Raw genomic sequence first — 19,360 nt, 5'->3', positions numbered from 1 at the left:
TCCCCTCTGAGTCTGCACTGACGCTACCCCGGGGGAAACAGTCTTGTCCGGGAAATGGATGCGGAACGACGCCGAAAATTCCGGGGTGAACGCCATTACCCGTAAACATGCAGTTCCAGGCGCTTTGCATGCAGCACCTGTACTACCTCCTATAGATTCGTCACCAGGACAAACCCGCTCGACGACCAGGAGAGAACCATGACCGTACGACGTGCCATCGCAGCACTCGCCCTCGCCAGCCCCCTCGTCCTCGCCGCCTGCGGCGGCAGTGACGACGACGGGGACGACGACAGCGGTACCACCGACACCGCCGGTGGAACTCCCGCAGCCAGCAGCGGAGAGACTGCCGTGGAGGACGATCCGGTTGCAGACTCGGATCTCCCCGCGGTCGGCGAGACGATCAGCATCGACAAGGCGGACATCACCGTCGACAATCTCCGCGCCTTCGACCGCGAGTCGACCACCCAGGTCTGCGCGGACGTGAACTTCACGGTGACCAGCGAGACGGAGCCGCTGCAGGTCCGCGGCCTGGCAGCATGGAAACTCTACGATCCGGAACAGTTGCCCCGAACCCAGACCGTCTCGGAGGAGACTGACCACGTGCTCGACGAGGTCGGCCCGGGGCAGAGCGAGGACGGGACCATCTGCTTCGACGGTCCTGCCGACCCGGGCGAGTACCGGCTCAGCTTCCAGGAGAACTTCGAGGCAGAGACCGACCGCGCGGAGTGGATCGGCACGCTCTGATCCACTGCCGGTGGCCGGTCAGAGCGGGGTGCGTTCCACGCCCTGCGGCAGTTGGAACAGTGCATCATATTCGACGACGACAGTCGGGTGATTCGGTTCAGCAGGTTCATGTGCCGGTCCGGTGAGGGTGTGGATCAGCTGGCGGAAGTTGCGGGGCATGGTCACTCCTTTCGAAAGGGTGTCGGTGACAGGTCGATCTGGGTTGTTCACAGGGGTTGCGGCATACGTGTCCGGTCGGAGGCAGTGTGCGTCCCTTCACAGAGCTGGTGACGGAGCCGGCCCCCGGGGCGTGGCGTGCGACGTTCCCCCTGTGGTGCGTCCGAGGGGACTCGAACCCCTACATCCGTCAAGGACACCAGGACCTAAACCTGGGTCGATCGACAATCCACCCCCTTCCGGGGGCTGTCATGTCTACCAGGTAATATGCGCTTTTTCCTGCGGTTTTACCAACTATGCACACAACATGCATTGCGGTCAAATTTGGACCCGTTGAGACTCGAAAAAACAGCTACGTGCGTGAAATATGCGTAAAATTTGGCCACCCCTGCAACGCAAAAAAGACCCCCTCCAGGCCGAAGCCCGAGGGGGTCAGGAGTCGCAGAAGCGACTCGGGGGAGGACTAAGCCTCGCCGCCGGTGATGGAGCCAACGATTGCGTTGAAGACGGAAACGAGAGCGCCAGCAACGGTGTCGATGATCTGAGAGATGGTGTCCAGCATGATGTTCTCCTTAAGGATGATGAACAGTTTTGCGCCGGGATGCTTCTCGACGCGTCATGGACATTACCGAAGCTCGCACCGGAATCGTTACACGCAAAACAAAAAATACCCCCGCGGGTGTAGCGAAACACGTCTGACGTGCAAAAAAGAACGCGCACCCCGGAGTGAACCGAGGTGCGCGAACCGAAGGTGACCATGATCGAGGTCATACACGAGGGGTCATCACTCCACCGCGTGCAAGATGAACATTATCCGCCAGGAATCAAAACAGGAAGAGCATCTACCCCCAGGGGTACCTAATCCTCATACTGCCGCGACCACTCACTAAACGACAACAACCGAGGCGGCGGAGGATCCCACCCATGCTTCGCCGCCAAGATAGCCAACTGCCGAGAATAATCTGCGACGAACACAATGTACGACCAGTACGCATCCACCTTCTGCTCCATCGCATCCATCTCCGCCCGGAACCGCTTACGATCCTCCTGCATCTCAGCCCTCAACGCCTGAAGATCAGCCATCCACCGGTCCCGATCCTCCCGATGCCCCTGCACCGTCGCATCCGCCAACCTTGACGTGTCCTGAATCTCCCGCAGCTTCCGGTTCCTCAACCACTCACGAAACCGTCCCAGAAGCCAGAACCGGCTAGCGCCCTCCTTCGACAAGATCTGCGGACCGCCAAGAACAATCATCAGGAACACGGCCACCAGCGACCACGCGCCGCCAGACGGCAACTCGTCCAACCACTGCATCTACACCACCCCCTCATCGTCCACGCTCATATGTCGTGACGCTCTATGGGCGGTGAGCTTCAAGTATCCGCTGAAGCTGTAGAGAGCGAACAGGAGCGCAACGACCGTGAACATCAGTGGTGTCCGGAACCCGTCCCAGGGCCACCCCCTCTCCACCATGCGGAGGAACAGGCCGAACGCTAGCGCCCCGTACACGCCGGTGGCGAGGAGTGATCCGGCGATGACCGCGCCGAACTTCTGTGTTGCGACACCGAACGCGAACGTGAACCCGGCGATGAGGCACAGCAGGCCCCACACCTGAAGGGGGAACGCTTGCTCAACGACAGTGAGGTTCGTTGTCACGTCCGGACGGTCGCCTCCCGCGTAGTCGACGCCCCGGACGACGATTTCGAGGATGAGTGCCCACATGGCTACGAGGGAGAGGTCTGGTTGTAGTCCGGGTGCCCAGTCCCCGCGCTTGATGCGGGGTAGCCGGGCGAACACTACCGGTTCCTGTTGTAGTAGTCCGCCACCGAAGTAATAGCCTCCTGCGCGTGCTTGCCGTAAGTGTTGATCCCGTCAACGACCCGCTGCGCAATATCATCAGCGCTTGGCTGAGACGCCTGTGCTGCCGCAGCAACATCCGCGGCGGTCGCCGTACTGTCCGACCCCGGGTTCGTCTTCGCAGCCGCGAGGAACGTCACCAAAGCGCCCAGAAGCGGCGACGCGGCAACAGCATCAATCTGCCCCTCGTTAATAAGTCCGAAGCCCGCAGCGACAAGGAGCAGCACCGTCACGACGGCGTACACTGCCCGACGAATCCACCAGCCCTGCGTAAAGTTCTTATCCTTCATCACTTGTCCCCCTTCAGTGCGGCCACGGTCTTCTCAAGATCCGTGATGCGCTTGTTCTGCTCCACCGCGTTATCCACGATGGTTCGGTTACCGAGCTGCGGCCAGCCCGTGAACTTGTAGTTGCCAGCCTTGTCCTTCTCAGGTCCGGCGAGTTGATCCAGGATCAGTTCGATCCTCTTCTCTGCTTGTGCGCTCATGTCGTCCCCCTTTGTAGTTGCTGTATTTGTGCCGTAGAACAGGTCGCGGACCTGCTCCTTGGTTCCCTTGAAGGCATTGATATCGACCTTGAACCCGGCGACCTGCGCATTGGAACCGAACTGCCACATGCTCGGCTTCTTGTTGCCGAGCGGGTAGGACCACTGCCGATGGTTGTCACCGGGATAAATGCTCTTCGGCAGCCCCGTCGGGTTTGTGCCGTAGGCAGCGACCCACACGTGCCCAAGCCCGTGCTTGTCGATGTCCGGCTCACCGCCGATGACCTTGCCCTCCCACCACGGCACATAGGTGTAGATACCGGGGACGTGGACACCAGCATCATTGAAACGACGCTTGAACTCCTTGATGTGCTCCACGGTCAGACCACGATCGTTCTCACAGTCCAGCCAGATCGGGCGCTTCTTATCGCCCATGACTTCCAGCGACGCAGCAACCTGCTGCGCGATCGTCGTCCCCTCGGACGGGTTTCGCAGATAGTGGTACGCGGCGGTGACCAGACCAGCACTTTCCGCATCGTCAAGGTGCGACCGGTAGCAGCGGTCCTTGAACGTGCCGTCAGTCGTACGGATGATAGCGAACTGGACCCCCTCGGCAGCCGCCTTCTTCAAGCTCATGCCGTCCTGGAAGTACGACACATCCACGCCGAAAATCGTTGCCGTGCTGGTACCTCCTGCCGAGGGGGCCGGGGCGTCACCCACCCATCGCGCCCCGGCAAGCTTGGTCATCGGGTCCAGGCGGTCGCCCCCAGGCTGAGACCACACATAGCGGTGCCATTCCAGGTGCAGGTGTGGGGCCACCCCGCCGTTGGTCGCGGAGTTCGGGTTGATGTACCCGATGCGCTGACCCTCCTTCACCTGCTGGCCGACGCGCACTTCCGGGATGATGTGGCCATAGACCGTAAGACCACCACCGTTGGACGCGGGGTGATCAACAGTGATCCACTGACCAAAACCTGATGCTGGCCCGGATCGGGTGACAGTGCCGTCCTTAACGGCGTAGATCGATTTACCGCCGGAGCCTCCACCGTTGCCGAAGTCGGTGCCCCAGTGCATTCCGGCGTACTGGCCGGTGCGCTGTCCGAACTTCGATGTGACGTAGAAGCCCTTCGGTACAGGCATGGTTACCATGTGCGCCCTCCTTTGGGACTAGAAAAAACCCGGAGTTCTTCCGGGGGATACGAGGCCGGTTCCGTGTACGCGGCGTAGTCAACACCCGGCACATTCCCCATAGCTTTCGCTAGTGTCGAAGTGTCCATGCTCACTCCGGTGCGACGACAGTACGTAGGCTCGTCACCGTGTACGACGACAGAGTAGTAGGGACGGAAGCGTTGAGAGCGCAGGCGATGCTGTATGTTCCTGCGGGGACGCTCATGGAAACTTCCAAAGGATGCAGAGCAGCAATGCTGGGATTGTAGTTCGGGCCGTAGCGGCAGTTTTCCGCCGTCCGTTCCTGACCTTTCGGCCAAATCGCAACAACAGTGCCTGCATTCGTGGAACTGAAACTATTGGTATTGTTGTGCGATACTTCTACAACGATTGTTGATCTACGATCAACAGTCACCTCGCCCACGTCAATCATACCCCCACCGCGAGTGATCGTGACATTCTTCGGTGTCACAGTCACCTTCGCCCCACCAACCCGGCCAATAGGGTCACCAAGAACAAAAGTCATTACACCACCTCCACGACGGGAAGAATATCGCCCGTCTTCAAATTAAGAACACTATCCGTCCCCACAAGCCCTGCCGGGGGTGACCATGTCCCCTCCCCTGACCACAGCCACATCGCCGGACGAGCATTCACCTGGGCAGGTGTCGCCCGCGTCGCAACCGCATCATCCACATACGTCTTCGTCGCAGCATGCTCCCCTGACGTAGGCGCACCCACCGGCAACGTCCCGTTGGTCCCCCGATAGGGGATTGTGTTCGCCGTCGCCGCATTCGCATACGTCAACTGAGTCTGAGACCCGCCAGCGTTCGTGCCATACAGACGGTTCCCCGTCGACGTGGTGTCCACCTTCGTCAACACCGCCTGATCTACGTACTGCTTGTTCGCCGCGTTCGCCGCCTCACTAGGAGCAGCGACAGATACCCGGCCCGAGGAAGTTCGCCGCATCAACGTAGAAGCCTCAGGCTGATACGTCGCCGCATTCACCGTCGCAATGATCGGATCAAGCCCATCCACCTCCGAAGACAAGTGCGTGTGACCCGTGTTCGACTTCCCCGCCAACCCCGGAACAGTCGGCGCATCAGCCGTACCCCCAAGATCACCAGCAAGCCGCAACTTACCCTTCGAATCCACAGTCGCATCAGCAACACCCGAAGCCACCGCCTCAGCCGCATCAGCAGCGGACTGACGGGCAGCATCCTCTGACGCCTTAGCGTTCGTCTCTGATGTTTTTGCCGCATCCTTCGACGCGGTGGCCGACGTCACGAACCCTTGAAGCGTGGACCGCACATCATCCGCAGCCTCATCCGCCGCATCCTGCGCGTTACCCGCCGACACCTCAGCCGCAGCAGCATTCTGCCCCGACAGGATAGCGTTGTCAGACGCGACCGTAGCCGACGCGGAAGCATCATCCGCATAGTCAGACGCGTCATCAGCCTGGGCCGCAGACCTATCAGCAGCAACCTCAGCCTCACCCTGTGCCGTTTCCGCGCCCTGCCGAGCAACCACAGCCTCAGCCGCAGACCCCGCAGACGCCGCAGCCGAACCCGCCGCGCCCGTAGCCGACGACGAAGCATCCGACGCAGAACCCGCAGCAGCATCACGCGCCGCACGAGAATCCGCCACATGCTGAGACAGCAACTCTTCAGTATCCGCCGCCGCCGAACCAGCAGCAGCCTCCGCACGATCAGCATCATCCGACGCCGACCCCGCAAACCCCTCAGCCTCATCACGCTTCGCAATCGCCACATCACGCGCCGACCGAGACGAATCACGCGCAGCCTCAGACGCCGCCCGAGCCGCATTCACCGCCGACAGATCCCCATACAAAGCCTTCGAAGACTGGAACGAGGACTCGGACTCCTCAGCCCAACGCCGCGACTCACGAGCCGCCGCCTGCGCCTGCCCCACAACCTCCTGCGGATACTCATACCCAGACTCCACAAGATCCAAAAAATCAACAGGAGCATTATCATCCGAATCCTGCAAAACAACCGCATACTCTTTACGACGAACCTGCCCCGCACCATCACCACGGAACTCAAACATCACATGACCCGGAACCAAATCATCAGTCTCAAACACACCACCAACAACCTGATACGTCTCACGGTTCATCGTGATCAACGACGTACCACCAGGCCGCCACTCCGGCGAAGAAACCCACACCGTACCATCCAGCGGAATACCTGCCACATTCATCACATTGCCAAAAACCTTAGGCACACAACCACCCCCTACACCTTCGTCTCATTCTGAGTCTCATCAGGAACCGTACGATCACCCTGATTATCAGTACCCAACATCGAACGAACCACCGTCAGACCAGACTTATCAGTACCGCCACGCCACCAACGCCAACGACCCGACCACACCCAAATAGCCACATAATAACCAGCCTCAGGGATGACAAAAGCATTACTCAACGTGAGAGAATCAGGATTAGTATTAGGACTACTCGCCACCTGCTTCTCCTGATGAATCGTCCCATTCGGACGGCGCACAGAAACATACATCGTCACGTTATTATCACCAGTGAAGCTTGTACCGTCGCAGTTCATCAGAGCATGAACAGTCCACGTCCCCGGCAAATCGAAAACAATGTGCCCGTTAGTCTGATCAACATGCGCCCCCTGATGCGGCCCATTCAGAGCGCGAAAAGGGGCCTTACGAAGATTGTTGAGACCCCATGCAAGGTTGATGTTCCTATCCATGTAAGCCGAACAGAATCCAAGAGGGATCAGATCAATACGATCCGACAATGCTATCTGACCATCATGGATAGTGATAGCGGTATCGCGCACCGAAGACGGAAGCCACGACGGGCCAGAACCGCCCTGGAAGATGCTTAGGAACCCGCTGAAGATCCCGCCGATGAAGTTGCCGAACAGACTGTTCTTCGCGCCCTGCATAGACGGAAAAACCTGGTTGTACGCCCGATCCTTAACGCCCTGCTCAGTGACATTCTGCATCCAGCCAACGCCACCAACAGACGGACTATTACCGCCCTCCGGAACAGGATTACTGTTCCCCGGAATCACCCCCACGATCATCACCCCCACGGATCTTCGCCAGAACCTCCGCAGGCAGAGAATCAATCACCTGCTGCGCAATCTCATCATCAGTGAAGAACTTCGGGGCCACCCCAGGCTCCGGGCCTTCAACCCAATGACCACCCGTACCATGCCAGATCGAATCGCCCTCCCCCGGAGGCTTGTACCAAATCTCCTGCAATTCGTCATGGTGACGAAAACCGCACCGGTACAAGTGTGCGGAAAAGTCCCGCATGAACTTCTCCGGCAGAAGAAGCGGAGCGCCAATATTCTCGCCCATATTAACCAGCGCCCACAACAGGTGCTCCTGTGGCTCTTCGAAGTTCATGTCCCCCTGAAGTGGAATCCCCAAAATATCCCCCTAAAATTGTGTGTCAAATGACGCCGAGATCGTGCACGGCGGCGACAATCTCCTTGATCCGGCCCAGCGCGTGGTTCAACGGATCATCAATAGCGTTCGGATCGCCCACCGTGATCTCCCAACCGTGCGGTGTCGTGGCATCCCACGACAGCTTCAAAGACGACACCTGATCCACAACCACGGTTCCCTCGCGAGACCCCGGGATCTGCCCGCCAACACGGTCCCCGAGAAACAAGTGCCCCTCGCCCCGATCGCCAATCAGATACGGCGCACCGTCTCCCACCTTCAAAGTGTGGGAAGTGCGCTCCCTGGTTGCCCAGAATCCGTTACGCAGAGCGATGATCGCGCTCAATGTCCATGCTTGATCCCCGCCGTCCTGGAACCGTTCGCGGTAGTGCGACCAGCCCAACTGCCTTGTACGTACCGGGGACTTGATGTCCATGAACGCCAGCAGCACGTCCTCATAGATCGGCTTCAGCAGTGTGTCCGCAGGCCCGCCCAATGACGGCAGGAACAAGTACGTAGACAGTGTATTGAACGCCAACTGCACCGCCGCGCTGATACCCTCATTCACCCCGGGCATCGACTTACCGCCCACGACAACCTGCGACACCGTAGCGGGTTGCCACGTGAACTCCGTGGACTCCGCTGTGTTCACCTTGTCGTCGGTGCGGTACACCACCCACGGCTGCTTCGGGTTCGTCCCCAAGTAGTTCGCCAGTGTGTATTCATTCGCGTTCTGCGCAATACCAGCGTGCACCCGGGTCTCATCAATGAGGTTGTCGGCAACCTGAATGATTGTCCGGACCAGCCCGGAGAACAGGTTTCCCCCGGTGGAAGTTTGTTCCCACACGCCGCTCTTGTCCTTGATGTCCACGATGAGTTGCCCAGGGCGGTACAGGTCAGCACCATCCCACGGCTGCGGATCACCGGGGAACCACCGCCTGCACTCCACATACAGTTGCCCGTCGCTCAGCGTCGTTTCCGCCATGTCGTGCCACGTCTTGAACCGGGAGTTGATCACCGTCCATTGCGATCCGTCGCCCGCGAGGGACTGTGGCTTGACGAGTATCGGCCATTCCTTGTAGTTCAATCCTTGCTTCCAGCCGTTGAACGACAGCGGATCGTCCGGCAATGACCACAAGTTCCCCTGGATACGCAGCAGGTTAAGAAACAGCGCCGTCTTCAAACAGTAAACAGACGGGCCAGCAAGAATGAACTGCTTCGGAAACTGAATTGCGGTCGGCAAAAACGGATTCGGCCACACGAGAATATGTTTTATTTCCTCGTAGCTTGAAAGGAACTTCAGCTCAACAGTGCGAACCCCGTCCTCGTCCTGCGAAACAGTGCAGGAATCCAACTTACCGTCCCACCGTGCGCCGTCCTTGTCCACCACCATGTGAACGTTCGACGTATCGCGTTCCCAGTACTTGAATACCCACTGCGCGATGTGGTGATCCTCGGGAAGATTAAGATGACCACCACCAGTATCGTTCAGTAGGAACTCAACCTCACACGAGTAATGCCCCGTGACATAGCCCCGGAGATTGTAGTTCCCGTCGAAGATGCGGACCACAGGGTCGGTTCGGCGTTTCAGTTCGCGTTGGTGCTTGAACTCTGCAATGGAGTCGTAAATAGTGTCTAGCTCTAAAGTTGTAGCCCCCAAGAATCAACCCCCTTATTCAAGCCCCCAAGGTCGCGACCAACGCCGCTCCAACCGCACCTGCACCGTCGTCCCCACAATGTTCGGCACCGACACATACGTCGCATTTATCTGCTGCGTCAGGTACGCGACAGTCAGCCGATTGAGAATTTGAGAAGACAACGCCGGAACCCCCACAGGCGGGGTCGTGAGGATCTGCCGGATCTGCGTCGCCAACGTCCCCGCCGTAGCGGTCGAAGCAACCTCCGGCCCCACCTGATCAGCCCACTGCATCAGCCTGTTGCACAGCACCGATTGCCACGCCTCCGGGAGAACCACATCCACCCTCGGCATGGGGTTGATCGATACCGGCACCTCAGTAGGGCGTGTGTACGCCGGAACGGGGTTCATGGCGAACTGTCCGTTCATCTCCGCCCACGCCTGCGTGTTGTTCGTCGTCGTCAGTAGTTCTTCCATCGGGTCGGTGTCCACCACCCCATCCCCACCGTTGAGGTACGGGATGTGTAGGAGATGTGATGCGTCCCAATCCGGGAGGATCGCCCGCCCCCTGCCTGCGATCACCCACTTCGGCCAGCAGTCCACATCCCCCGGGTTGTCCACAGTGATCGTGTCGCCGCACCAGTTCAGCCCGTCGAACACGAACTCATCCGTGTACGTGTCAGACCGCCAATACGGGTCGTAAGCGACCAGCGAATACTCCCACCGGCCCACCTGCTGGAAATGCGGGTCATACTCGCTGTTGATCGCCGGTTCCTGAACCATGCGAACCTTCAAGTACCGCTCACCCGACAACTCCGTAGACACCCGCAGGCGCGAATCCCGGTCATACGAGAACGCCTTACGGAAATCACTATCAACCCGCGCCCACTCCAGTCCCGAACCAGCGAAAGACGTGAGCCGTAGGACAATCTGCCGCTCCAACACACGGTGCCCGCGATACTGAGACCCCGCCTGCCCCACACGCGCCTTAGAGGTCACATCAACCGGGGCGTCATACAACTCCCCAACATCCCCCTCCTCCAAACGCACAGGCGACGATTCCGAACCTGGGCCATGAACCACCCACTCGGAACCGTCCGCGCCGTCAATAGTCAGCGTGAACAGTCCACTCATCTAGCACCAATCCTCCCCCCGTGAGACCGTGAAGCCTCCCGGCGATACATGCGATACATTGCGTCGGGAGTAGCAGCCGTAAAGTTGTTGTTAACGACCACCTCATCCCTGACCTGCCGTGAGGTCTCCCCCAGATCCCCCGCGAGATTCGCCGCTGCACGTCCCCGCTGATCCCCCAGCAGATTCGACAGCGACCCGTAACCCCAATCGCCACCGTCCGCCGCGACGCGCAGTTCCTCGTTAGCACCGATCAGATCAGACATGACCTGCTCAGCATCGAAACCGGCGTTGATAGCGGACAGAAGATCGCGGTTAGCGATAGCCGACGAAGCGTTGATGACATGCTCCGTCGCGGACAGCCACGCGGGGATACGGTCAGCACGCCGCCCACCGGGGCCTCGCACCTCGCCACCGTCCCGGTAACCAGCACGGGTAGGCCAGATGCTTGAAGGCCCGCCGTAGCGGGCCTTCGTGTAGTTCAGGGCGGCGACAACATTCGCCAACGGATGTCGCTGATCATCCGGTAGCCCCTTATCCCGGTGCGCCTGGAACGTCGTCTTAATGACCTGCAACAATCCGATCGACGGATTACCGTTCTGTGCGTTGATGTCCCAGTTGTTCTGAGCGTTCGGGTCTCCCCCAGACTCAATATCAATCTGTTCGATAGTCCTGTTCGTGTTCGACAGGGCCATGCCAACTCGCTTCAGCGACATCTCCACAGTTGTGCGCCACTGCTCCGCACCACCGTTCGGGTTGTACGCAATCTCGATGTTCCGGTTGATGTTGTCCGGCATGTCCAGATTCGGCGGTGCCTGAGATGCGGAAGTCTGCCCCGACTCAGAGACGTTCGACACCTGGCCGTCAATGTCCGAACGAGACTGCTCCGCCTCCTGCTTCGCCTGCTCAGCGGCCTTCCGACGCTCCTCTTCCCATTGCTTACGAGCAGCAAGGATCGGGGGGGTGTCAGGGATACCGAACACACTCAGAGCGTTCTGCGCCTGCCCCTTAGCGAAAGCCTCACCAGCTCGACCGGCAACATCGGACCATGAGGTTGGAGCGTCCGACTCCGTTCCGGAACTTGTCGAGGACGATGAGTTGTACCGCTCCATACTTGGAACGGACTCGTCGTAAGCATCAGAATCCGGAGTGCCATACGTCTTGTCCCCCGGCGATCCGTAACCGTCAGCGCCCTCAACGCCACTGACCTTGTAGCTTGTCGGAACACGAAGGAAAGCGTGGTCGGTGTATTGGGAGTGCCAAGCACCAGCGGCAGGACCACCGTACTGGCCGTTCCCGCGCCCGCCGCCCATCTCAACATTCACACCATTAGGCAACGTGCCGGAGGTATGTCCTCCGCCTTCGCCGCCGTTGTACCAGCCGAACCGCAGATCACCGGCAGAACCACGCCCCATAGTGAACCCCATGGACCGCAGAGCATCGCCCTCGTTACCTGTAGCGAAACGACCGGCGAAAGGTGCAAGGCCAACAGCGAAGCGGGCGATAGCGCTCATCGCCCCAGAGCAGTCACCCCAGTTAACCCCGCCCCAGACGTACGGCTTACCCTCAATACCCCGAGCAAACTTGTCAATATCATCCGCGTGGGCAACGCCACCAGACGCATAACCGGGCAGCTTCTGATACGTACCGTTGTTAATCTCCCGGAGTTCCTTGTGATACTTCTTCGAACTGCGAGAGTTGATAATCCACTCGCCAGCGTCAAGACGAGCAGCGGGAACATTGTTCTTGTCGAATGCAAGGAACCCGTCAGTGACTTCTGTTCCAGGTCCGCTGGTTGGCAGACGGTACCCGCCATGGCGTCCACCTGAAGCGTACGCTGGTCCGGTGAAATACCCACCAGTCGAATGGTCTCCTAGGCCGAGTTTATCTTTGAACCCCTCGTATATGGCCCGGAAAGTGATCGTGACTGTTTTTCCGAGGATACCCGCGATCCACATCTTGGCCTCTGAAGTACCATCACGGACACCATCATTGTTCAGATCAGCCCTCGGATTGGCCCTTTGACCGTCGAGATTCTTGATCTGGCCATCAGCCTGACCCTTCTTAGCGTCTAACTGCGACTTGTTCAGATCGGCAACAGGAGTAGGCGTCTGAGCGTCAAGATTAAACACCTTAGCAAGCGCAGTCTGCTGCTCCTTGCTCAATTGGCTAATATTCATGAACGCATCCGGAGTAGGCTTCTGCCCATCCAGAAGGCCAACCTTCTGCAACGCAGACAACTGCTGAGCCGACAACGAACTAATGTTCATGCTCGCCCACGGCATCGGACGCTCAAGATCAAGCGTCGCAAGCTGCATCATCGCGTAATCCTTGTTGTAAAGCAGACCCGAATTATCCAGGTTCGCCTTCGCCGTAGGATTAGACATATCAATCGCCGGGAACCCGGCTGACATCCACCAGTTGTAACGCTCTAGAGCACCAGCATCCGTCAGATCAAGGTCAGCAGTCCCGGTCTTCGCGTCCCAGTTGTCGAGCTTGAAACCCGCCTGCTCAAGCTTGGTCTTAGCTTCCTCGTCATTTATCTTGATCGGAATCGGCTTGTTCGCCGCCCCATCTCCCAGGCCCTTGATCTGATTAGAGATTGCCGCAAGGTCAGCCTTAGCCGCATCGGCCTGGACATCAGCAACAATCTTCATCTCTTCAGGGGTCATACCCATTACCTGAAGAAGCTTGTTCCAGTCCTCGACACCAATTCCGGCCTGCTGACGCATCTGCTCCAGCGCATCCTTTGACTGCCCAAAAACCTGATTGGCATCATTGCCGGAGGCAACAGAACGCTGCATTGAATCGCCAAGCGAATCGAGAGTGTCATACAGCGCAGCGCCCGCAGGAGTGGTTGCGTCAATCTGACCATTCGCCTTAAGCATCGCCCCGGCAAACTCGCTAGTCTCGCCAGTCGCGCTGTCCATTTTCTGCTCAATATTCTGGACTTCATTGGTCAGATCAGAAGCGGCCTCAGTAGCGGAAACCTCTACGCCGCGCAGCTCCATGAACGCCTGACGAAGCTTAGACGCGCGATCAGCAGCATCCCCCGTCGTAGTAGCCAACTCCTGAAGCACAGACGCAGCATTCGCCGCAGCAGGCCCAAGCCGTTCCACCTCAGCATTCGCACTCGTGTGAGCATCACGAAGCTTCTGCAACGACTGAGCCGCACGTTCCCCGCCCTCGCCAGACTCTTGAAGACGAGCTTTGAACGCGGACCAGTTACCTGCCGAGCCAGTGATCTTTGTCGAAAGTTCTTCATTGGACATTCCCAAGTTCTCAATAGCTTCAGCAGCTAGACCCGCATCATCGGCGGTCTTATCGAAATTTAGTTGGTTTAGAGCGCGGGGAATGTTCTGGACTTGCCCGCTGAGTGCACCTAAGGCGCTACTCCATCTATTAGCCCACATTCCGGGACCATCATTCGAGTGGCCCATATTGTCCAGAGCGGTTCTGACGGTGTCAACCTGCTCAGACATCTTCGCCATCACATCGCCACCGCTAGCAATTGCCTGAAACATATCCTTATATGCTGATGTCCCAATGGTAGTGAGAGTATTGCTAGCTTCTTGGTATGTGTTCCACTTCTGCATGTAGTCAGCTATCAACCCGACAGCAATACCGGCACCAGCCATTGCAGCACCCCAAGGTCCGCCAAGCGCCCCGATGATCCCCTTAGCGCCAGAAGCAACACCAGACATCGCCGCGCCACTCAGGCCCTTCAAGGTACTGCCGAAACCACTCGCTGTTCCGCCTGCATTAACAAATGCCTTCCCCATGCCAGCCACAGCCGTATTGCTTGATCCGCTGGCGTAAACCATCGTCGCGCCGAACCGAGACACTTCCCGACCCGTCGCCGCATAGTAAGCCTGGACATCCTTAGCACCCTGCTTCATGTTTGAGAAGCCGGTCGCCATCTCCGACATACGCGGGGTGAGTCCCCCGATCGATGTCGAAAGTTTCGCCGCGATACCCGGTAGCGTCTTGAACCCTGCCCACGCCGCCACCGCAGCAGCAACAATCTTCGGATGATCCTCCATGAACCCAGCGACAGTCTGTAACGGACCAGCCAGAGCCTCAGCAACAGCCCCCGCAGCCTGCAACACTGCAACAAACGCCGTCCACGTGGACACGCCGACAGCAGCGGAAGCCTGAGCAAGTGACTTACCGATCGACACAACAGCCGGAGCAAGAGACTTCCCCGCACTCCACAACTGCTTGAACGCATCGACCGTGCCATCAATCACGCCCCGGTTCTGAAGCTCCGTCCACAACTGTTTGACAGCACTAGCGCCGTCAGAGCCGAACCGCTTCAGGGCAGGGATCGCCGTCCCCTCAAGCCACGTGCCTACCTTCTCCATCACCGGCTTCATCGAGGTATTCAGTTTGTCTACCCACTCGGTGACACCGCCGAAAGCCCCAGCGGCCTGAGTGAAGAACGGGCCAGCGAGAGTAGCGCCGAAACGACCGAGGGCGGCACCCATATTCTTGAAAGCACCCTCAACGGTGTTACCCGCCTCCAGCGCCGCGCCGCCCATGCCGCGCTTCATCGCCCGCTCGAACAGTGCGAAATCAACCTCACCATTCGAAACCATGTCCGAGATCTCCGCCGAGGTCTTACCCGTCTCGTCAGCAAGAAGCTGAAGAACGGGAATACCACCAGCGAGCAGTTGCAGCATGTCGTCACCCTGCAACTTGCCCTTAGCCGCGACAGAGCCAAAGATCAGGCCCATATCCGACATAGACCGACCCGCGATAGTCGCAGTGTCAGCAACCGTCGTCAGGACACCCTCAAGTTCCTGCCCCGGCTTGATGCCAGCCGCCACCAGAGAACCCGCCGTAGTAGCGGCCTCCTCCAGTCCGAACGCCGTACCATTCACCGATGCAAGGGCGTTCTCCATGATCGAGCCGACCTGCTGCGTAGAGTTCCCCAACCCCTTCAGCTTCGCCTCTGCCTGCTCGATCGAGTTCAGACGACCAAGGCCCTTAGTGATGCTGGTTGCAAGGATGCCGCCAGCAGCAACACCCGTACCAACTGCCCCCTTCTTCAACGCTCCGCCGAGAGCAGAAGAAATCTTCCCGCCCATCGACTGGCCCGAAGAATCCGCCGCGCCCTCAGCACCCTTCAGTGCCTTAGCGATACCGGGAGAGATCTTCGAGACCTCCGGAACAATCGAAATATAACCAACACCAAGTTCGGCCATGATCCCCTCCTAAAAGGAACTACTTGCGCATAGATGCGGACACCGCAGCGCGAATCTCAGCGGCGGAAAGATGCTTCTTCTCCGACTCGCGTTTCTGCTCAACCTGCTTCTCAAGCCAGTACTGGATAATCCCCTGCGGAATATCCTTCCCCTTACCAGCCCGAATATAGGGGTACGCCTGAATCTGGTCATGAATCTGACCGAGAATCTGATTCTCCGGCTTGTGGAGAATATATGGAAGATACTGCTCCGGATTCCAATAACGCTTCAGATGCGAGTCCGGCAGCAACCCTTGAACGAATGTCTTCACGTCCCACCACGTGAGCCGGTGCCCGATATCCCCGATGGACCACCCCCGGTCCATCATATCTAGCGCAAGCTTCTGCTTAGCCTCTCGATCCTCGATCAGGAATCGGTAGAGGCTTCGGATTCCCCCAAAGGCACCTCGGACTCATCATTCCAGTGCTTGAAAATAGCGTCCATCTGGCGCTGAACAAGAGTGTCGAATACCTTCTTATGCTCAGGTGCGAGGATCTTCAAGGACTCTCGGTTGAGTTCCACAATGGAAGAGTTCTCGCCCTGCGCGGCGATGAGGCTGTCCAGCTTCTTAAGAACGCTAGGCGCGATGCAGTCGGACTTCGGGATGCTGAAGTTAGCAACCTTGCCATCTGCCTGCTCGATCTCGAACTCAACGTAGTTTTCGGGGCGGTCGATATTTTCAATTCGGAATGCCATGTGTGTGTCCTTTCGGTGGCTTTTAATAAGTTATATGTGTGCCTGATCTAACATGTTTAAAAGTTAGGCAGGGGCGACACACGGACCCCGGCCCAACCGGGCTACAATATTTAACGTCCCGCAACCCAGGGGACGAGACGACTACTCGCCGTCAGGATCAAGAGCCGCGATCCGCGCCTCAAGCTCGCTGATCTTCGCCTCAAGGCCGGTCACATCAGCAACCGCAGGCTTCCAGTTCCCCGCCTTCGCAGACGAAGCAGAAGTCCCCACAACCGGCGGGAACGTAGACGGCTTACCCGACACATCCCCCCACGTCACCGGCGCGGCAGCAGCCTCATGAGCCGCAACCACACCAGCCTCCAACTTGTTCAGATTCGCGGCATTAATCGCAGGCTCCGAACCATTCACCCAACTCGTAGCGGTATACGCCATACAGTCCCCTCACTCTCAGGATTCAGAAGGATAGAACCCCTCACCGGGCAGAGTGTCATCCCCCGGCAAGGCGGTTAAGGGTTTTCCGGGTCAGTCCCCGCGTCAGCGTTAGCCTCACCGTCGTTGCGGTACTCGACCACGTTCCCGCCCTTCAGCGACTCATCGGCAGGCTTGTACGTCTTGATCGTCAGAGTCTTCTTCGTAACATCCGAGTGAACGTCAACAGTGTCCCCGACAGACACAACCTGGCCACGCTCAATCACATAGCGCTTCGTCTTCTCGCCATACACAGTGTGGATCACGAACGAAGAGATCGGCAGCGGAGCACTGGTGTGATAGATGACCCGCTTGGTACCTTCAGCGCTAGTGGCCTCGGTCTTCTCAACATAGGCATCACCGAAAGCGGACTTCAGAACAGCGTCGTTATCATCCTCAAGGAGAGTGATCTCAACCTGCTCATCGTAGTTGTCCTGAACGGTGATGAACGTCTCACCGCCGAACGCCTTGATGTCATTAGTGGAACGATCCTGAGTGATCGAAACACCGTCCTCGGAAACAGCGCCATGATCCTCCCACTGCTCCGGAATAGTGGTAGTGGAATCGGTCGGCAGCGCAGTGCCAAGCGGAGCGCGGAAAAGGACACCGCCGTCAACAGACGGCTGTCCAACAAACGCGTTCTTCACGTTAATAGCCATACTTTTCCCCTTTCAAGGGCATAGAAAAAGCCCCTGCCGAAAGGCAAGGGCTTGAATTACTTAAGCGTCAGAGTTTGATTTTGACTCCCCCAGTGAACTGGAAACGATAATGCGACGTATCCGGGTCAGCATTCGGAACAATGTTCCGATCGTCGTAACCCCAGACAATCGCCCCAGACCTCAGCACCCGCCAAGCGGCAGCAACCTGCTCAGCGAAAGCCTCAGCCTCGTATTCAGTCGGGGCATAGCACTCGACAAGGAACCTCGGGTCAGACGTGGCGAAGGTCAACGATGAACCGCCGATACGCGAAATGATCACGTACCGGTCCCCCAGCTCTCGCGGCTTCTGCGTAGACACCCTCACGCCGAGTGCATCCCCCAGAGCCTTCACAACAACCGCCTGGGCGGGTGGTGCGACAGAGTAGGACTGCATCACATCACCCCAATGCTCTCAGAAGATTGTTCTGCTTCGCCTCGCGCACCTTCGCGCCGATCGTGTCCGCAAACACGATTGCGCGGTACCGCGAATGTCCCTGGACGGCGCGGTAGGTGTATCCCCTACCGGCACGGGCAGCGGCAGAAGCAGAATGCTGATCCACAAGCCCCTGTGCCACGCTCCCCCGGAGCAGTTCATCTAGACCAGCACTGTTAGCCTCATACCTCACTGCCACAGCATCGCCCTCCATTCCCCCGGAGCGAAGACCCCAGACGGGTTCTCCCCGTCCTTGCCCGAGTAGATGACCAGGGTCCCCGCGTCCACATCAAATGAGCCACAGGTCATCGGCATCATCTGAACCCCCCGGTCCTCGTTCGGGTCGTAGCGCTCAACAATCACATTGCTCATCGCTGCACCCTCCTCAAGTTCACCGTCTCCACACCTGGAGACCACCACGGGTTCGCCTCGTAGTTCTCTGCTTCCCCGATCACTTCAAACTCCTTGTCTCCCAGTCCCGGAAGTACAACGGCGTCATCTGCGATGAAGTCACCGATCCCTGCGATAAGGCGAGCATCGAGTTCAAGTCGCTCATGGCGGCTCACTACCGGCTCGTCTGGCGACAGGGTGTAGTAGGCGAAGACGAGGACTTGATCCCGGGAGTCAACGGTGATGTCGTTGTTCAACTCGTCTGTGCCTGACTGGTCACGGCGGATACGGGTTACTGGCTTCGTGAGTGGGAAGTATTGCCTACGCACGACTACCAGCCCCAAACGTCACTGTGACGGAACGCCGCAGACCGATACTCACGGTCAGCGGGAAGCGTGTCGATCGCAAAAGCACCACCCCTCCGCCGCTGTACCATCCGGATCTCACGAGTCTTCAGGTACAAATCCTCGGACGTTGAATCCAAGTCATACTGATAGGTCTTGCCGAAAGGCCCGGCCTGAAGATTCGAGGAAGAGACCTCCCCCGGATGGTCAGAGATGTCAGCCTTGAAAGAACGCTTCAGAACCCGCATCGCCACCGTCACAGCAGGACGAGGCCACACGTTCACATCCCCCGGCAACGACTCGTTGTACGACCGAATAAGATCCTCAACCTCAACCAGCCGCCAGTAGAACCACCGCTCATCCACATCCTCAACCGGGATGCCAGCGAACTCCGCGAAATCACCAATCGTGAACATCACGCATCACCCGCCTTCGGCTTCCGCTTCCGAGCCGCAGGCTTACGCACAGG

Annotated in this window: 21 protein-coding genes; 1 reads left to right on the top strand and 20 read right to left on the bottom strand. The window is 58.5% G+C overall.

Annotated features, from left to right (window positions below):
* Positions 1-198: 198 nt before the first annotated feature.
* The gene (locus BJF89_RS02290) at positions 199-744 is read left to right on the top strand and encodes a DUF4352 domain-containing protein (protein WP_075811882.1); all 546 of its coding nucleotides are present in this window, start codon (positions 199-201) and stop codon (positions 742-744) included.
* A gap of 18 nt (positions 745-762) precedes the next feature.
* On the opposite strand, the gene BJF89_RS18800 is transcribed toward BJF89_RS02290, so the two are convergent.
* The 20 genes from BJF89_RS18800 to BJF89_RS02200 form a co-directional block, all read right to left on the bottom strand.
* A complete protein-coding gene (locus BJF89_RS18800) occupies positions 763-903 on the bottom strand; it encodes a hypothetical protein (RefSeq protein ID WP_158026026.1) in 141 nt (46 codons plus the stop codon).
* Between the two features lie 855 nt (positions 904-1,758).
* A complete protein-coding gene (locus tag BJF89_RS02285) occupies positions 1,759-2,214 on the bottom strand; it encodes a hypothetical protein (protein WP_083650446.1) in 456 nt (151 codons plus the stop codon).
* Complete coding sequence (locus BJF89_RS02280) at positions 2,215-2,622, bottom strand: hypothetical protein (protein WP_255372452.1); 408 nt, start codon at positions 2,620-2,622, stop codon at positions 2,215-2,217.
* Positions 2,623-2,696: 74 nt separating this feature from the next.
* Positions 2,697-3,047, bottom strand: a complete 351-nt coding sequence (locus BJF89_RS02275; RefSeq protein WP_075811880.1) for a hypothetical protein — start codon at positions 3,045-3,047, stop codon at positions 2,697-2,699.
* Positions 3,047-4,390 carry a GH25 family lysozyme gene (locus tag BJF89_RS02270; protein WP_075811879.1) on the bottom strand — a complete coding sequence of 448 codons (1,344 nt, stop codon included), beginning with the start codon at positions 4,388-4,390 and terminating at the stop codon, positions 3,047-3,049. The genes BJF89_RS02275 and BJF89_RS02270 overlap by 1 nt, the downstream gene beginning before the upstream one ends.
* 130 nt (positions 4,391-4,520) lie before the next feature.
* Positions 4,521-4,934 carry a hypothetical protein gene (locus BJF89_RS18415; RefSeq protein WP_139311846.1) on the bottom strand — a complete coding sequence of 138 codons (414 nt, stop codon included), beginning with the start codon at positions 4,932-4,934 and terminating at the stop codon, positions 4,521-4,523.
* On the bottom strand, positions 4,934-6,655 hold the full coding sequence (locus BJF89_RS18795; protein ID WP_158026025.1) for a hypothetical protein: 1,722 nt from the start codon (positions 6,653-6,655) through the stop codon (positions 4,934-4,936). Before BJF89_RS18795 ends, BJF89_RS18415 begins: the two co-directional genes overlap by 1 nt.
* A gap of 11 nt (positions 6,656-6,666) precedes the next feature.
* Positions 6,667-7,476, bottom strand: a complete 810-nt coding sequence (locus BJF89_RS18405; protein ID WP_139311845.1) for a hypothetical protein — start codon at positions 7,474-7,476, stop codon at positions 6,667-6,669.
* A complete protein-coding gene (locus tag BJF89_RS02260) occupies positions 7,451-7,834 on the bottom strand; it encodes a DUF2744 domain-containing protein (RefSeq protein WP_255372451.1) in 384 nt (127 codons plus the stop codon). Before BJF89_RS02260 ends, BJF89_RS18405 begins: the two co-directional genes overlap by 26 nt.
* Positions 7,835-7,856: 22 nt before the next feature.
* Entirely contained in the window at positions 7,857-9,509 is a 1,653-nt protein-coding gene (locus tag BJF89_RS02255; protein WP_075811876.1) for a hypothetical protein, read from the bottom strand.
* 12 nt (positions 9,510-9,521) lie between these two features.
* Positions 9,522-10,268 (bottom strand): hypothetical protein, encoded by a 747-nt coding sequence (locus BJF89_RS02250; RefSeq protein WP_158026024.1) that lies wholly within the window; start codon positions 10,266-10,268, stop codon positions 9,522-9,524.
* Positions 10,269-10,615: 347 nt separating this feature from the next.
* The gene (locus BJF89_RS02245; RefSeq protein ID WP_075811874.1) at positions 10,616-15,823 is read right to left on the bottom strand and encodes a tape measure protein; all 5,208 of its coding nucleotides are present in this window, start codon (positions 15,821-15,823) and stop codon (positions 10,616-10,618) included.
* Between the two features lie 19 nt (positions 15,824-15,842).
* Entirely contained in the window at positions 15,843-16,133 is a 291-nt protein-coding gene (locus BJF89_RS02240) for a hypothetical protein (protein ID WP_139311843.1), read from the bottom strand.
* Positions 16,134-16,228: 95 nt separating this feature from the next.
* Positions 16,229-16,558 carry a hypothetical protein gene (locus BJF89_RS02235; RefSeq protein WP_075811872.1) on the bottom strand — a complete coding sequence of 110 codons (330 nt, stop codon included), beginning with the start codon at positions 16,556-16,558 and terminating at the stop codon, positions 16,229-16,231.
* Between the two features lie 141 nt (positions 16,559-16,699).
* Complete coding sequence (locus BJF89_RS02230; protein WP_075811871.1) at positions 16,700-16,990, bottom strand: hypothetical protein; 291 nt, start codon at positions 16,988-16,990, stop codon at positions 16,700-16,702.
* Positions 16,991-17,064: 74 nt separating this feature from the next.
* Positions 17,065-17,685, bottom strand: coding sequence for a hypothetical protein (locus tag BJF89_RS02225; protein WP_075811870.1), 621 nt, complete (start codon positions 17,683-17,685; stop codon positions 17,065-17,067).
* A gap of 67 nt (positions 17,686-17,752) precedes the next feature.
* A complete protein-coding gene (locus tag BJF89_RS02220) occupies positions 17,753-18,118 on the bottom strand; it encodes a hypothetical protein (RefSeq protein WP_075811915.1) in 366 nt (121 codons plus the stop codon).
* A 228-nt stretch (positions 18,119-18,346) separates the two neighbouring features.
* Positions 18,347-18,529 carry a hypothetical protein gene (locus tag BJF89_RS02210; RefSeq protein ID WP_075811866.1) on the bottom strand — a complete coding sequence of 61 codons (183 nt, stop codon included), beginning with the start codon at positions 18,527-18,529 and terminating at the stop codon, positions 18,347-18,349.
* On the bottom strand, positions 18,526-18,804 hold the full coding sequence (locus BJF89_RS02205) for a hypothetical protein (protein WP_139311841.1): 279 nt from the start codon (positions 18,802-18,804) through the stop codon (positions 18,526-18,528). The genes BJF89_RS02210 and BJF89_RS02205 overlap by 4 nt, the downstream gene beginning before the upstream one ends.
* A 74-nt stretch (positions 18,805-18,878) precedes the next feature.
* A complete protein-coding gene (locus BJF89_RS02200; protein WP_139311840.1) occupies positions 18,879-19,310 on the bottom strand; it encodes a hypothetical protein in 432 nt (143 codons plus the stop codon).
* Positions 19,311-19,360: the final 50 nt, after the last annotated feature.

Source organism: Corynebacterium sp. CNJ-954, from assembly GCF_001942345.1.
GTDB lineage: Bacteria > Actinomycetota > Actinomycetes > Mycobacteriales > Mycobacteriaceae > Corynebacterium.
Note: the sequence above shows the minus strand (reverse complement) of the source record. Positions and strands in the feature narration are given on the sequence as shown.

What these genes read in the sequence shown, in the direction of transcription:
- BJF89_RS02285 (WP_083650446.1), bottom strand. Translation starts at nt 2,214, where the DNA reads ATGCAGTGGTTGGACGAGTTGCCGTCTGGCGGCGCGTGGTCGCTGGTG.
- BJF89_RS02220 (WP_075811915.1), bottom strand. Translation starts at nt 18,118, where the DNA reads ATGCAGTCCTACTCTGTCGCACCACCCGCCCAGGCGGTTGTTGTGAAG.
- BJF89_RS02275 (WP_075811880.1), bottom strand. Translation starts at nt 3,047, where the DNA reads ATGAAGGATAAGAACTTTACGCAGGGCTGGTGGATTCGTCGGGCAGTG.
- BJF89_RS02250 (WP_158026024.1), bottom strand. Translation starts at nt 10,268, where the DNA reads ATGGTTCAGGAACCGGCGATCAACAGCGAGTATGACCCGCATTTCCAG.
- BJF89_RS02270 (WP_075811879.1), bottom strand. Translation starts at nt 4,390, where the DNA reads ATGGTAACCATGCCTGTACCGAAGGGCTTCTACGTCACATCGAAGTTC.
- BJF89_RS02210 (WP_075811866.1), bottom strand. Translation starts at nt 18,529, where the DNA reads ATGAGCAATGTGATTGTTGAGCGCTACGACCCGAACGAGGACCGGGGG.
- BJF89_RS02235 (WP_075811872.1), bottom strand. Translation starts at nt 16,558, where the DNA reads ATGGCATTCCGAATTGAAAATATCGACCGCCCCGAAAACTACGTTGAG.
- BJF89_RS02230 (WP_075811871.1), bottom strand. Translation starts at nt 16,990, where the DNA reads ATGGCGTATACCGCTACGAGTTGGGTGAATGGTTCGGAGCCTGCGATT.
- BJF89_RS18415 (WP_139311846.1), bottom strand. Translation starts at nt 4,934, where the DNA reads ATGACTTTTGTTCTTGGTGACCCTATTGGCCGGGTTGGTGGGGCGAAG.
- BJF89_RS02245 (WP_075811874.1), bottom strand. Translation starts at nt 15,823, where the DNA reads ATGGCCGAACTTGGTGTTGGTTATATTTCGATTGTTCCGGAGGTCTCG.
- BJF89_RS18800 (WP_158026026.1), bottom strand. Translation starts at nt 903, where the DNA reads ATGCCCCGCAACTTCCGCCAGCTGATCCACACCCTCACCGGACCGGCA.
- BJF89_RS02225 (WP_075811870.1), bottom strand. Translation starts at nt 17,685, where the DNA reads ATGGCTATTAACGTGAAGAACGCGTTTGTTGGACAGCCGTCTGTTGAC.
- BJF89_RS02280 (WP_255372452.1), bottom strand. Translation starts at nt 2,622, where the DNA reads ATGTGGGCACTCATCCTCGAAATCGTCGTCCGGGGCGTCGACTACGCG.
- BJF89_RS02290 (WP_075811882.1), top strand. Translation starts at nt 199, where the DNA reads ATGACCGTACGACGTGCCATCGCAGCACTCGCCCTCGCCAGCCCCCTC.